This window comes from Pectobacterium punjabense, from assembly GCF_012427845.1.
In the GTDB taxonomy this organism is placed as follows: Bacteria; Pseudomonadota; Gammaproteobacteria; order Enterobacterales; family Enterobacteriaceae; genus Pectobacterium; species Pectobacterium punjabense.
This window is the reverse complement of the sequence record NZ_CP038498.1, coordinates 3,240,254-3,253,616: the sequence shown is the minus strand read 5'-3', so window position 1 is coordinate 3,253,616 and position 13,363 is coordinate 3,240,254. Positions and strand designations below refer to the sequence as shown.

The window sequence follows — 13,363 nt, the reverse complement described above, 5'->3', positions numbered from 1 at the left end:
TCGAGTTGCAGGACAAAACGTTAGCGTTTTGAACAACGCAAAGCGTTGGCCCGCAAGGGCGAGGCTCACGCCAATGTGCCGAGTAGCGCAGCCAACGCACATGCAGCTTGCAGTATGACGGGGATTGCCATCCGTTATCCAGAATTGAACGGGTAACGGATGAACATCTATGCCGAGCTCACAGAGCGTGAATGGCGGCTATTTTCCCTGCTGTTTAATCATATCGAGATAGATGTCACGCAGCCGTTGAGTAATTTGACCCGGTTTGCCGTCGCCGATCGTTTTTCCATCCAGCATGACGACAGGGAGGACGAGCATGGTGGCTGAACTGACAAAAATCTCTTTGGCGTGATAGGCCTCTTCTGGTGTAAAACAACGTTCTTCTAGCGTAATGCCATCTTTTTCCGCCAGTTTGAGCAGCGACTGACGTGTGATGCCGTGCAGAATATCGTTGCTAAGCGGTCGGGTTACTACTGTGTTGTCATGCAGGACGATATAGCAGTTGCAAGAGCTGCCTTCGGTGATGAAACCCTCTTCGACAAAGAAGGCGTCATCGGCCTTATTCGCGTGGGCATACTCTTTCGCCAGGCTGGCAGCGAGCAGGCTGACGGTTTTGATATCCCGACGGTGCCAGCGGATATCTTCGGTGGTGACAATGTGCAGTCCCGTTGTTGCTTTAGGATTACCGACCAGCGAACGAGCTTGAGTGAATAAAACCAGCGTGGATTTGACGTCCGCGGAAGGGAAATAGAAATCACGATCGCCAGCATTGCCGCGGCTAAGCTGTAAGTAGATCGCACCTTCTTGCAGATCGTTTTTACCGATCAGTTCGTCGTGAATATCTTTGAGTGCCTCAGCGGTGACGGGCAGCGTAAGCGATAATTCGCGGCAGGAGCGTTGCAGGCGGGTGATGTGATCGGGAAAATCAACCAGCTTGCCATCGATTACCGCCGTCACTTCATAGACAGCGTCGGCAAACAGGAAGCCACGGTCAAATACGGAAATTTTTGCTTCATTCTCTTCTAAATACTGTCCATCAACGTAAACAAGACGTTGCATCACAACACTCCTTAATAGTTGCTCAATGCAGGTTAATACGCGTTATCCCCACAATAATGCGTTGGGCGGTAATATTTCGCTACCGTTATAATGCAACCCGTTATTGCGATCGCGCTGTAAGAGCAGCGGACCATCCAAATCGATCACGGTGGCACCCTGCGCTACGACAAATGCAGGAGCCATCGACAGTGATGTGCTTACCATGCAGCCGACCATAATTTTTAAACCTTGCTCCTGCGCGTATTTTTTCAAACGCAGGGCTTCAGTCAGTCCACCAGTTTTATCCAGCTTGATGTTAATCATGTCATAGCGTCCTATCAGAGCGGTTAGCGATTGACTGTCATGACAGGACTCATCGGCACAGACGGGAATAGGGCGGGGCAGATCTGCCAGCACATCATCCTTACCTGCCGGGAAAGGTTGTTCGATCATCGTTACGCCAAGCGCGGCGAGTTCAGGAACCAGCGTCAGATAGCGATCGATATCCCATCCTTCATTGGCATCCACAATCAGGCGAGCCAATGGGGCTCCTTCGCGAACGGCGGCTACTCTGGCTAGATCGTCTGTGTCAGCCAGTTTTAACTTGAGAAGAGGGCGATGGGCATTGCGCATCGCGGCGTGTCGCATACCATCTGGTGTATCAAGCGATAGCGTATAGGCTGTCTCCAGCGCTGTAGGCAAAGGAAGATTCAGGCGTTGCCAAATGCGCTGCTGATGTTGTTTGCATTCCAGATCCCAGAACGCGCAATCGAGCGCATTACGTGCCGCGCCGGCAGGTAGAATGGTTTGCAAGCGCTCTCGGTCTAAACCATTACCAACGTCGCTGTTCAGTGACGTGAGCTGAGCCATTACGCTATCAAGGGATTCACCGTAGCGCGAATAGGGGACGCACTCGCCATAGCCCGTCATATTATCGGACTGAAGCGCCACGACAACGACATCAGCCTGACGCTTGCTGCCACGTGAAATGGTAAATGCGCCCTCTATAGGCCAACTTTCGGTGAAAAATCGCATCTCGGTCATAGGCTGACTCTTGAATCCTCTCTCGAATGAACCATCTTGTAATCCCGAGCTATAACTACCTTATTTAGCAGGCCTGATCGGGTTGTAAAGTGTAATGCCTCTTCCGACGCGTATTCTTTATTTTTCGCGATATTAGCCAGAAATAAATGGGGTTTACTTCCAGACTGAGAAAATTTATGAACGGGTATCGACAGAACGAATTATCTGGGATAGCTTGAATAGACTCATCACACTTCAGGTCGCATGTGCTCTTGCGGTTAACGAAAACGGGCTTCGTGCGATTCGAAAGATGTTGAGTAGAGTGTCTTTTTACAGGCACTGCGTCGCTCGGACGGTCCGGGCGCTCACGTTAATTTGAGGATGTTATGTCTGATTCTACTTCTCCGCGCCGTTTTACGCGCATCGATCGTCTTCCCCCATATGTATTTAATATCACTGCTGAATTAAAAATGGCTGCGCGTCGTCGTGGCGAAGATATTATTGATTTCAGCATGGGTAACCCTGACGGCCCGACGCCTCCTCATATCGTGGAAAAACTCTGTACGGTTGCACAGCGTGAAGATACTCATGGTTATTCGACATCCCGAGGTATTCCGCGCTTACGCCGTGCGATCTCTCGCTGGTATGCCGATCGCTATGAGGTTGATATCGATCCTGAAAGCGAGGCTATCGTCACTATTGGCTCCAAAGAGGGGTTGGCGCACCTGATGCTGGCAACATTGGATCATGGTGATACGGTGCTGGTGCCGAACCCGAGTTATCCGATTCACATCTATGGTGCGGTGATTGCTGGGGCCCAGGTGCGTTCTGTACCGCTTGTGGAGGGCGTCGATTTCTTTAATGAATTAGAACGTGCGATCCGCGAGAGTATTCCGAAGCCGAAAATGATGATTCTTGGCTTCCCGTCGAACCCGACAGCGCAGTGCGTCGAACTGGATTTCTTTGAGCGCGTTGTTAAGTTGGCAAAACAGTACAATGTGTTGGTGATCCATGATTTGGCCTATGCCGATATTGTGTATGACGGCTGGAAGGCTCCCTCGATCATGCAGGTTCCCGGCGCAAAGGACATCGCAGTAGAGTTCTTCACGCTGTCAAAAAGCTATAACATGGCAGGCTGGCGCATTGGCTTTATGGTCGGAAACCCTGAACTGGTCAACGCACTAGCACGGATCAAGAGCTATCACGATTACGGTACGTTTACGCCGTTGCAGGTTGCCGCAATCGCCGCGTTGGAAGGCGATCAGCAATGTGTACGTGATATTGCCGAGCAGTATCGCCAGCGCCGTAACGTTTTGGTGCGCGGTCTGCATGAGGCAGGTTGGATGGTTGATGAACCGAAAGCGTCGATGTACGTGTGGGCGAAAATTCCTGATGCCTATGCGCACTTGGGGTCGCTGGAATTTGCCAAGCGCCTGCTATCGGAGGCGAAGGTGTGCGTTTCACCTGGAATTGGTTTTGGCGATTATGGCGACACCCATGTCCGGTTTGCCTTGATCGAAAATCAGGATCGTATTCGGCAGGCGGTGCGCGGCATTAAGACGATGTTTCGTGCCGATGGTCTTTTACCGACGGCTAAACCTTCATCAGGAAAAGGCACTGTTGCCTGATATCCTCGGCTCCCAGTCGTCTGGCTGGGAGCGACATAAACATGCCGTGACAGCGGCCTATCATTTGCTAAAATGCCTACCGTTAATCTCAATCAGGATGAGTTTGTCATGTCGTTATCTCTGTCTAAATTTTCTGCGTTAACGCTGCTTTGCGTCACGCTGGCCGGGTGCCAACAAACAGGAACGTCTGCCCACAAAGGAACAGTGGCAGGCCAGTCTTCTGTGGTAACGGTCTCTCCTAACGATCAACTGAATCAGCTGTCGTCATTGGTTGCTGCCACCCGATACCTTAAATCGAAATGTAACCGTAGCGATCTCCCCGATGATGCGACGGTTACCAATGTGGCATTAGCTGTGGCGAAACAAAGAGGCTGGAATGTTGCAAACTATCAGGCTTTACCGCAGCGCAGTGAAAGCCTGTACCAAGGGTTATTAAAAGACAGTACGCCAAAAGAAGCGCAGTGTTCGGAGTTTAACCGTACGCTGACGCCGTTTATTGATGCCATGCGTAACCACGGCTAAGGCGCGACGTTTCCACTTTCACCGTCGGCGGAACGTTCATTGTCGTTGAATTTTCCGCCCGGCCAGTCTTCCAGCGCTTCCAAAATAAATACCTCACCCTCTACGCTGAAAATCGTCATATCTTGCTGGATCTGTTCTATGGTTAGCCCTTCCACTGGCGAATCACCTTCACGGAACGGTAGGCCGTTGAGTGTGATACTGCGCTTGGCTTCGTCGGATGTATAAACATGTGCGCTATAGGTCAGCGGCGGAATTTCGCCATTGCTGATGGCAGGTAATGGCAGCGTGGTCTTTTTCTTTGGGGGCGCTGGCTTATCAGCATAAACCTCCCCTTGATGAGATGTAGCCGCGAGTGCTTGTTCCTCAACCGCCGGCAAGGCCGCGGCGTGAACGGCTAAAGTGGCTGTCGGAGAAGCCGCAGGGCTACCCCAGCGCTGGTGGCTGAACCAGCCTAGCGCGATAAAAAGCAAAGCGTAAACAACCATCAGATAGCCGGGCATCGGATATTTGGCAAGTAGCGCTGGTTGTGAATGTGTCTGTGCGTCCGGTGCGTTATCCACGCGCTCATCCTTAATTATCTACTTAGGCCGTGTAGCCTCACATCATAAACGAAAGTCGTGCAAACGGATGGTGCTATCTGCCTTATTTTGCAAGAAATAGAAAGAACTAAAAACCGAATCTCTCGGTTATGTGACAGCTACTCCATTTTGATTAAAAACTATTGTAATGATAATAATCACGGATGGAACCTTGATGCGGGTCGCAAAAAAAAAGTGCGGATTTGCTTTAATGAAATCATGTTTTACCATTGTAGGCATGATGTTTCTTTTTTGTTCTTAGTGGTCAATGAATTCGGAGAAATCCTAATAATTAATTAACTATTCTGAGCGTTAAATTAGCAGCGTTACTATGTGGTTTTTACTACAGGTATTGCGCCACTTTTTTATCAATAAGGAAAACGTCAATCTGCCGTAAATTACAAATAAAATAAATTCTAAAGAATGTGATTAGTATCGCAGGATTTTTTGCGAATGTGTTATTTCCATTTTAATAATTAAAAAATACTGAGGGATAAAATGTTTAGAGCAGTTATTGGAACGGGTCGTTTACGCGCCTGTGCGGTAGCTATTGCCTTTTCTGGGATAGCACTTTCTGGGTGTGACAACAGTCAGCAACCAGTGGCAGAAACGGCTCCGCCAGACTTACAGGTGAAAACTGCACCGTTTGGCTGGGCTGCGCAATATCAGAACACGGATGGTAAATTTTATGCGACGACGGGAGGTGAGGGTGCACATGAAAATAGCATTTATGTCGTTACCAATCGTCAAGAATTAAAAGAGGCGTTAAATAACACCCGCAGTGTCCGTTATATTGCAGGTGACGCCGATGCGGAGTTACAGGCAAAGTTAGAACCCAAGATTATCTATTGGCAAGGCACTATTCGTGGTGATGATTTAGGAAATGGACGCTATGCGAATGCTGAGGATTATAAAACCAAACCGAATAAAACCACGTTCGATTTTGATTTATATGTTAAAGCGTTCGATCAGAACTATATGGCACAACTGAAAGCGACGGCGGATGCCGGTGGCGCTGATGCGGTAGCCGCCAGTGCAGAGCTTAGCCTGTTGAAAAAACAGAATGGTCAGCGTTCGCAGTATGCCAACAACCAGAAAGCACAGATTCAATTTCAGGTTCCGCCGAATACCACAATTTTAGGTGTAGGTAGCGACGCGAAACTGGTGGAAGGCTACTTATCCCTCAATACGTTAAGCCACACGTTTGGCAAAACGGATAACAGCAACATCATTATCCGTAATATTACGTTTCAGGCGCCGCGTGACTTTGCCCCAGCTTGGGATGCGGGTGATGGAGATAAAGGCAACTGGAATGCGCGTTATGATTCCGTATCGATTAATGCCAGCAAAAATGTCTGGGTCGACCACTGTACCTTTACAGACGGTGAACACCCTGACTATCAGGAGCCGGTGCTGTTCGGTAAACATATCCAACGCCATGATGGCCTGCTGGATATAGAAGATGGGGCTGATTATCTGACGATTTCCTACAACATTTTCGCTCAGCATGACAAGACGGTCTTAATCGGCTCAGGCGATGGTGATAAAGGGGAATATCGGATCACTTTTGAAGGCAATTTGTGGGACAACAGCGTGCAGCGTTCGCCGCGAGTGCGCTTTGGTCAGGTGCATTTACTTAATAACTACCACCGTGGCGCAACGGATACAAATTATCCCATTCTGTATGCCATTGGGATGGGCTTCGATTCATCGATTCTTTCCGAAAGTAATGTTTTTAATTTCCAGGGCGGTGCGGCAGATGAAAAGCTGATTATTGGTGCCTACAAGGGAAGTAAATTTAAAGACAACGGTTCTTGGTTCAATGGCAATCCGGCAAGCAATCTGAATCAAATTGCCTTGGATAAATGTAGTGCATTGCAAGAAACCGAGAAAGCCGCTGCTACCAGCGCTGGAAAAGCGGTACCGGGATGGGCGTTGGAGACCTGCACCAATGAATTGGAGTGGAGTCCGCCTTATGTCTATAGCGTTGGGAAATCTATCGCCGCTGTTGAGAAATATGTCCTGGAAAATGCCGGTGCGGGAAAGCTGGAGATTGCCCTGCCGTAGCCATCTGATCTTACTCATTATTTAAATTTTTATCTGTAAACCCTCCGCCTGATGTGTGTCTCCCTGTGGTAACGATTCTGCCGCAGGGAGAAAGATGTCGGGCGATATAAAAATACAGGAAATGTTATGACTGATTTTTTACCTCGTACTCGCCTTACGCTCTGCGCGACACTCGTTCTAAGCGGCCTGATTGCCGGATGCAGCGATAGCGACTCAACGCCGAATGTGGGTGTTGACCGTTCTGCCGCACCACAGAATCTTAAGGTGCCGACGCTGGCCTATGATAATAGCAGCGTGGTACTGGCCTGGGAAAAACCGACTAAACCGGCCGCAGGCATTAAAGATTATCGTGTCTATATGAATGGAACCTTGTTGGGCGGAACCATTGATAACCAGAACACCCACTCGCCAGCCAAGCCTTATATCGATCACTTCTACAATTCGATCGATACCGCCAACTGGCATGTTCGCGTCAGCTTCCATAATTTCAAGGTGGCTAACCTGTCGCCGGAAACGGAATACCGCTTCACGGTGCGCGCGCTTTATGAGGACGGCAAAGAATCCGTTGATAGCGAGACGGTCGTGCAGAAAACGACGGCCACGCCAGTCTCACTGAACGTGACTAACTACGGTGCGAAAGGGGATGGGATAGCAGACGATACGTTGGCGATTCAGAAAGCGATTGATGACTGTACGCTAGCCACCTATCCGAAAGGGTGTAAAGTCGTGGTTGAAGGGGGGACGTTTAAAACCGGTGCGCTGTTCCTGCATAGCGACATGACGTTTGAAGTTGCAAAAGGTGCTACGTTGCTGGGGTCGGCAAACGGCGACGACTATCCGCTCGCTCGTGGCTACTATCTCTACCCTTACACTTCACCTCAATTACCTAAGCGCCCACCTTCGTTGATTAACGTGTTGGAAGCCGACGATCGGGGCAGTAGCCATGCCGGTACCTTTAAAAATATTCGTATTACAGGCTCGGCTACCATTAAAGCCAGTGATGAATGAATTAAAGAATTACCGCTCTACCGTGCGAGCAAAGCGACCAATGTTGGCAGTGACGGTATTCTGGCAAAAGACCAAACGGCCAAAGCCGTTAATGAAGGCATGTCACTGGAGGAAGCGTACAAAAACCGACGCTCCAGCCTGATGACGCTGCGCGGCGTGAGCAATATGTATCTGGAAGGGCTGACGATTCTGAACCCGGCTTACCACGGTGTGATGGTGCTGGAATCCGAAAATGTGGCGATGAATGCGCTGGTGCACACGACGTACGATGCGAATAATGCGGATGGTATTGAATTCGGCAATAGCCAAAATGTCATGGTATTCAATAACTTTTTTGATACAGGTGATGACAGCGTAAACTTTGCGGCGGGGTACGGTGCTGAAGTGGCGACGCTGGGGCAAAAAGCGCAGAGCGGTGCCTGGATCTTCAATAACTACTTCCGCCGCGGGCACGGTGCGGTGGTTACGGGTAGCCATACCGGTGCCTGGATTGAAAAAATTGTTGCTGAAGATAACGTCATGAATAAGACGGATGTTGGCTTGCGTATGAAGAGTCGACCCTATTATGGTGGTGGCTCGCGTGACGTGGTATTCCGTAATAACGCGATGCGTGATATTGTCAACGAGCCGTTCGTTTTCACTATCAAATATAAAGCGGACGTGAACGATACTCAGCCTGCGGCTGAACCCGCGCAGTTCCGCGATGTGACCGTTTCTAACGTTACGGTTGATGGTTCAGCGAAGAAAAACAGCATTCTGGTCGATGGGATGACCATCGGTGAGATGGCTGATGCGTATAAGTTCTCTTTTGGACGTGATGCCTATCATCAAGGCTTGCATTTTGAGAATGTAAAATTCAGAAGTGTAAAAGCCACAGATATTACGTTCCTGAAGAACAGTGACTTTAAAAATGTCATTTTTGAGAATGTACCGGGAGCCTGGAATTTCGGTCATATTGAAAATATCCGGCTCGAAGACCGTGTAAATAATGATGCCGCGCTGACGACCAGCGGTGATGAAACTATCACCCGGGAAGCCGCAACGGAATAAGGCATTCTCCCCACGCCGCTGGCGTGGGGAGTATTATGGATGATTATGCTATGGCACGATTGCAAGTTTTCAAAGAACCGTCTTTTAATTCGCTGGTTGCCTCTGTTCGGTCACTGCCCGCGCCGCTGATCCGACGTATTGTGTTGGGGCTGATTTTACTGCTGATTTGCCAGCAGTTGGCTGTACTGACCTGGCGCTTTCTCCTACCTGAAGATTCACGCGTTGTTGGCGTGTCGGTCACGCCTGCCCAGGCGAAAGAAAAACCTGCTACGTTAGGTGATTTTACCTTGTTTGGTCATGCTCCCGATGCGGATATGACCGCAGCTAACGATGCCGCGCTATCTGGTGATATTCCGCTGACATCGTTAAATATCAGTCTGACAGGGGTGCTGGCGAGTGGAGACGCCAAGCGTTCGATTGCCATTATCGCTAAAGATAGTCAGCAATACAGCCGTAATGTTGGCGATGCCATTCCCGGCTATGAAGCCAAAATTGTGACTATCTCTGCCGATCGTGTCGTGCTCCAGTATCAGGGGCGGTATGAGGCGCTCCATTTATATCAGGAAGAAAACACCGCCGCTGTCCCACTGTCTTCTGGCACTTTTAGCCAGGTGAAAGATGAGATTCAAAAGGCCCCCTTTACGGCGCAGGATTACCTCACCATTTCTCCCGTCACGGAAGAAGACGTACTGAAAGGATATCAGTTAAACCCCGGCAAAAATCCCGATCTTTTCTACCGCGCAGGCTTGCAGGATAACGATCTCGCTGTGTCATTAAACGGCATGGATTTACGTGATACGGATCAGGCACAGCAGGCGATGGCGCAATTGGCAGGGATGAGCAAATTTAATTTGACCGTCGAGCGTGATGGTCAACAGCAAGATATATATCTGGCACTGGATGGAGACCACTAATTTGTTTAGCAAGGGACAGGGATTTTTTAAGCGTCAGGTTTTTTCAAAGCATAAAAACCAATGGCTTAGTCATGTACGCCGCAAGAGCATGCTATTGCTCAGCGGGAGTGTTCTGCTGATGGCGTCATCGTTAGCGTGGAGCGCTGAGTTCTCCGCCAGTTTTAAAGGCACGGACATTCAAGAGTTTATCAATACCGTCAGTAAGAATCTGAATAAGACGGTTATTATCGATCCGTCGGTCAGCGGAACGATTACTGTACGCAGTTATGACATGATGAACGAAGAGCAGTATTACCAGTTCTTCCTTAGCGTGCTGGATGTTTATGGATTTACTGTTGTCCCTATGGATAACAATGTGTTGAAAATTATTCGCTCAAAAGATGCGAAATCGACGTCGATGCCGTTGGCCAGTGATGATCAGCCTGGTATCGGTGATGAAGTTGTTACGCGCGTGGTGCCCGTCAACAATGTGGCGGCGCGTGATTTGGCGCCGCTGCTGCGTCAGTTGAACGACAACGCGGGAGCTGGGAGCGTGGTGCATTACGAGCCGTCGAACGTGCTGCTGATGACTGGGCGCGCGGGGGTAATCAAGCGGTTGATGACGATCGTCGAACGGGTTGATCAGACGGGCGATCGGAATGTTACCAGTATTCCACTGTCTTACGCGTCCTCCACGGAAGTGGTGAAGATGGTCAATGAGCTGAATAAGATGGACGAGAAGTCCGCCTTGCCGGGTATGTTAACCGCGAATGTGGTGGCCGATGAACGAACCAACTCAGTGCTGGTACGGGGTGAACCGAATTCACGCCAGCGCGTCATCGATATGGTCAAGCAGCTCGATCGCCAGCAGGCAGTGCAAGGTAACACCAAAGTCATCTATCTCAAATACGCCAAGGCTGCCGATCTGGTCGAAGTGCTCACGGGCGTAGGCGACAGTATCCAAACCGACCAACAAAATGCGCTGCCTGCGCTGCGCAAAGACATTTCGATTAAAGCGCATGAGCAAACCAACTCGCTGATTGTGAATGCAGCGCCTGACATCATGCGCGATCTGGAACAGGTGATTGCGCAGTTGGATATCCGTCGCCCACAGGTATTGGTCGAAGCGATCATCGCGGAAGTACAAGATGCCGATGGGATGAACCTCGGTGTGCAATGGGCCAATAAGAATGCCGGGGTGACGCAGTTCACGAACACCGGTCTACCGATCACGACAATGATGGCGGGAGCGGATCAATTCCGGCGTGATGGAACACTTGGTACGGCAGCGACAACGGCACTTGGCGGTTTCAACGGGATTGCTGCCGGTTTCTATCAGGGTAACTGGGGCATGCTGATGACGGCGCTGTCCAGCAACAGCAAGAACGATATTCTGGCAACACCGAGTATTGTGACGCTGGATAATATGGAAGCGACGTTTAACGTCGGCCAGGAAGTGCCCGTGTTGGCTGGCTCGCAAACGACATCCGGCGACAACGTTTTCCAAACGGTGGAACGTAAAACGGTCGGTATTAAACTGAAGGTGAAGCCCCAAATTAACGAGGGCGATTCTGTTCTACTGGAAATCGAGCAGGAAGTCTCCAGCGTAGCGGATGCGGCTTCCAGCAGCAGCACCAACCTCGGAGCAACATTCAATACGCGTACCGTTAATAACGCAGTGCTGGTCAGCAGCGGCGAAACCGTGGTGGTGGGCGGCTTGCTGGACAAAAGTACGAATGAGTCTGCCAGTAAAGTGCCTCTGTTGGGAGATATTCCCGTTCTGGGGCATTTGTTCCGTTCAAACAGCCAGGAAACGAAAAAACGTAATCTGATGCTGTTTATCCGTCCTTCTATTATCCGCGATCGTAGCCAATACCAGAGCGCTTCTGCCAGTAAATATCACTCGTTCAATGCTGAAGAAGAGAAGCAGAGAGAGGCGAATGGCGGGAAGGCTAATCTGCTGGATAACGATTTACTGCGCTTGCCGGAAGGCGGGAACGCTTATACGTTCCGTCAGGTTCAGTCCTCTATCGTGGCATTTTACCCGGCGGGCGGGAAATGAGTGACGCGGCTTCCCAGATTATAGAATTACGCCCCATATTGCCTTTCGCCTATGCACGGTCGCAGCAAATCCTGCTGTTGCAGGGGGATAATGATGCGAGCCTTCGAACGATTTGCGTCGCGCAGACACCAGCGGCTGCGTTGTTGGAGGCGCGTCGGGTGGCTGGATGTTCGCTCAGGATTGAGCGGGTCACGGACGAAGAATTCGAGCGGCAATTGGTCATTAGCTATCAGCGCGACTCGGAAGAAGCGCGCCGTATGATGGAGGACATCGGCAACGAGATGGACTTCTATACGCTGGTGGAAGAGCTACCAGATAGCGACGATCTGCTTGATGCTGATGACGATGCGCCGATTATCCGCCTCATTAACGCCATGCTGACCGAAGCGATTAAGAATAAAGCATCGGATATTCATATCGAAACCTATGAGCGCTATTTGCTGATCCGTTTCCGCGTTGATGGTGTACTGCGTGAGATTCTGCGTCCACAGCGTAAGCTCGCTTCGCTGCTGGTGTCGCGTATCAAAGTCATGGCAAAGCTGGATATTGCTGAAAAGCGTATCCCGCAGGATGGTCGCATGGCGCTGCGGGTCGGAGGACGTGCGGTTGACGTGCGTGTATCCACTCTTCCGTCGAATTACGGTGAGCGTGTTGTGTTGCGTTTGCTGGATAAAAACAGCGTTAAGCTCGATCTTGAATTGTTGGGCATGTCGGACCGCAATCGACAACTGCTGGACAGCCTGATCCATCGTCCACACGGCATTATTCTGGTCACCGGTCCGACTGGGTCGGGGAAAAGTACCACGCTTTATGCTGCGCTTAGTCGCCTGAATGCTTCGGAACGTAACATCATGACGGTGGAAGATCCCATCGAATATGAGCTGGAAGGCATCGGGCAAACGCAGGTCAATACCAAGGTGGATATGACGTTTGCCCGCGGGCTACGTGCCATTTTGCGTCAGGACCCGGATGTGGTCCTAGTGGGGGAAATTCGTGATGGGGAAACCGCGCAAATTGCCGTGCAGGCATCGCTAACGGGTCACCTTGTCTTATCCACACTGCATACCAATAGTGCGCTGGGCGCGCTGTCTCGTTTGCAGGATATGGGCGTAGAACCTTTCCTGCTATCAACTTCTCTGCTGGGCGTACTCGCACAGCGTCTGGTCAGAACGCTGTGTCCTGACTGTAGCCAGCCGCAGCCTGTCGATCCGGTTCAGGCAAAACAGATGGGAATTGCATCGGATACGCTGCTGCACAGCCCCGTTGGTTGTCCGCAGTGTAGCTTTACCGGCTATCGGGGACGTATTGGTATTCATGAATTGGTTCTCATCAATGATGACGTCCGTGCTGCGATCCATCGTCGTGACGGTGAAATGGCGATTGCGCAGATTCTGGGAGAGAGCCGAACAACGATCCGTCAGGATGGGTTGGAGAAGGTACTGGCGGGGCTTACGACCTGGGAAGAAGTGATCCGCGTAACCAAAGAGGAATGAC

At 50.4% G+C, this 13,363-nt stretch carries 9 protein-coding genes and 1 pseudogene; 7 read left to right on the top strand and 3 right to left on the bottom strand.

Going from position 1 to position 13,363, the window contains the following annotated elements:
* Window positions 1-198: 198 nt before the first annotated feature.
* Window positions 199-1,059, bottom strand: coding sequence for a D-amino-acid transaminase (locus E2566_RS14825; protein WP_107170219.1), 861 nt, complete (start codon window positions 1,057-1,059; stop codon window positions 199-201).
* Between the two features lie 42 nt (window positions 1,060-1,101).
* Window positions 1,102-2,082 (bottom strand): N-acetyl-D-Glu racemase DgcA, encoded by a 981-nt coding sequence (dgcA, locus tag E2566_RS14820; protein WP_107170220.1) that lies wholly within the window; start codon window positions 2,080-2,082, stop codon window positions 1,102-1,104.
* A gap of 365 nt (window positions 2,083-2,447) precedes the next feature.
* On the opposite strand from dgcA, the gene alaC reads away from it, so the two are divergent.
* Both alaC and gspS read left to right on the top strand, forming a co-directional pair.
* On the top strand, window positions 2,448-3,689 hold the full coding sequence (gene alaC / locus E2566_RS14815) for an alanine transaminase (protein ID WP_107170221.1): 1,242 nt from the start codon (window positions 2,448-2,450) through the stop codon (window positions 3,687-3,689).
* A gap of 108 nt (window positions 3,690-3,797) precedes the next feature.
* A complete protein-coding gene (gene gspS / locus E2566_RS14810) occupies window positions 3,798-4,211 on the top strand; it encodes a type II secretion system pilot lipoprotein GspS (protein ID WP_107170222.1) in 414 nt (137 codons plus the stop codon).
* Here the strand turns inward: gspS and gspB are convergent.
* Window positions 4,208-4,771: a type II secretion system assembly factor GspB gene (gene gspB / locus E2566_RS14805; RefSeq protein WP_107170223.1), complete on the bottom strand. Its 564-nt coding sequence runs from the start codon at window positions 4,769-4,771 to the stop codon at window positions 4,208-4,210. The two genes, gspS and gspB, sit on opposite strands and share 4 nt — an antisense overlap.
* Window positions 4,772-5,287: 516 nt before the next feature.
* Between gspB and E2566_RS14800 the strand changes: the two genes are divergently transcribed.
* The 5 genes and pseudogenes from E2566_RS14800 to gspE all read left to right on the top strand — a co-directional run bounded on the left by E2566_RS14800 (window position 5,288) and on the right by gspE (window position 13,362).
* Window positions 5,288-6,856 (top strand): pectate lyase family protein, encoded by a 1,569-nt coding sequence (locus E2566_RS14800; RefSeq protein ID WP_107170224.1) that lies wholly within the window; start codon window positions 5,288-5,290, stop codon window positions 6,854-6,856.
* Window positions 6,857-6,982: 126 nt separating this feature from the next.
* Window positions 6,983-8,914, top strand: a pseudogene (locus E2566_RS21980) (glycosyl hydrolase family 28 protein).
* A 50-nt stretch (window positions 8,915-8,964) separates the two neighbouring features.
* Window positions 8,965-9,828, top strand: a complete 864-nt coding sequence (gspC, locus tag E2566_RS14790) for a type II secretion system protein GspC (RefSeq protein WP_107170257.1) — start codon at window positions 8,965-8,967, stop codon at window positions 9,826-9,828.
* Between the two features lie 88 nt (window positions 9,829-9,916).
* The gene (gene gspD, locus E2566_RS14785; RefSeq protein ID WP_165800666.1) at window positions 9,917-11,869 is read left to right on the top strand and encodes a type II secretion system secretin GspD; all 1,953 of its coding nucleotides are present in this window, start codon (window positions 9,917-9,919) and stop codon (window positions 11,867-11,869) included.
* Window positions 11,866-13,362 carry a type II secretion system ATPase GspE gene (gspE, locus tag E2566_RS14780; RefSeq protein WP_107170227.1) on the top strand — a complete coding sequence of 499 codons (1,497 nt, stop codon included), beginning with the start codon at window positions 11,866-11,868 and terminating at the stop codon, window positions 13,360-13,362. The genes gspD and gspE overlap by 4 nt, the downstream gene beginning before the upstream one ends.
* Window position 13,363: the final 1 nt, after the last annotated feature.

Excerpts from the sequence above, each read along its gene's own strand:
- alaC (WP_107170221.1), top strand. The coding sequence starts at position 2,448 with ATGTCTGATTCTACTTCTCCGCGCCGTTTTACGCGCATCGATCGTCTT.
- gspE (WP_107170227.1), top strand. The coding sequence starts at position 11,866 with ATGAGTGACGCGGCTTCCCAGATTATAGAATTACGCCCCATATTGCCT.
- gspS (WP_107170222.1), top strand. The coding sequence starts at position 3,798 with ATGTCGTTATCTCTGTCTAAATTTTCTGCGTTAACGCTGCTTTGCGTC.
- gspD (WP_165800666.1), top strand. The coding sequence starts at position 9,917 with ATGCTATTGCTCAGCGGGAGTGTTCTGCTGATGGCGTCATCGTTAGCG.
- E2566_RS14800 (WP_107170224.1), top strand. The coding sequence starts at position 5,288 with ATGTTTAGAGCAGTTATTGGAACGGGTCGTTTACGCGCCTGTGCGGTA.
- gspC (WP_107170257.1), top strand. The coding sequence starts at position 8,965 with ATGGCACGATTGCAAGTTTTCAAAGAACCGTCTTTTAATTCGCTGGTT.
- E2566_RS14825 (WP_107170219.1), bottom strand. The coding sequence starts at position 1,059 with ATGCAACGTCTTGTTTACGTTGATGGACAGTATTTAGAAGAGAATGAA.
- dgcA (WP_107170220.1), bottom strand. The coding sequence starts at position 2,082 with ATGACCGAGATGCGATTTTTCACCGAAAGTTGGCCTATAGAGGGCGCA.